Consider the following 392-nt stretch of genomic DNA (forward strand, 5'->3'; position numbering starts at 1 on the left):
GTACGACAGCGAAAAAGATGCCTACCTGATTAGTCGCGACCATCTGGGGATCATCCCACTGTATATGGGGTATGACGAACACGGTCAGCTGTATGTGGCCTCAGAAATGAAAGCGCTGGTGCCAGTTTGCCGCACGATTAAAGAGTTCCCGGCGGGGAGCTAGTTGTGGAGCCAGGACGGCGAAATCCGTTCTTACTATCATCGCGACTGGTTCGACTACGATGCGGTGAAAGATAACGTGACCGACAAAAACGAGCTGCGTCAGGCACTGGAAGATTCAGTTAAAAGCCATCTGATGTCTGATGTGCCTTACGGTGTGCTGCTTTCTGGTGGTCTGGATTCCTCAATTATTTCCGCTATCACCAAGAAATACGCAGCCCGTCGCGTGGAAG

2 protein-coding genes are annotated in these 392 nt (G+C 51.5%); both read left to right on the forward strand.

Annotated features, from left to right (window positions below; all coding sequences use genetic code 11):
• The coding region (locus tag D3242_RS34525; RefSeq protein WP_425374474.1) for a hypothetical protein at positions 1 to 163 on the forward strand (163 nt) is incomplete at its 5' end.
• The coding region (locus D3242_RS33830; RefSeq protein WP_245435316.1) for an asparagine synthase-related protein at positions 164 to 392 on the forward strand (229 nt) is incomplete at its 3' end.

This window comes from Mesorhizobium jarvisii, assembly GCF_003601985.1.
Taxonomy (GTDB): Bacteria; Pseudomonadota; Alphaproteobacteria; order Rhizobiales; family Rhizobiaceae; genus Mesorhizobium; species Mesorhizobium jarvisii.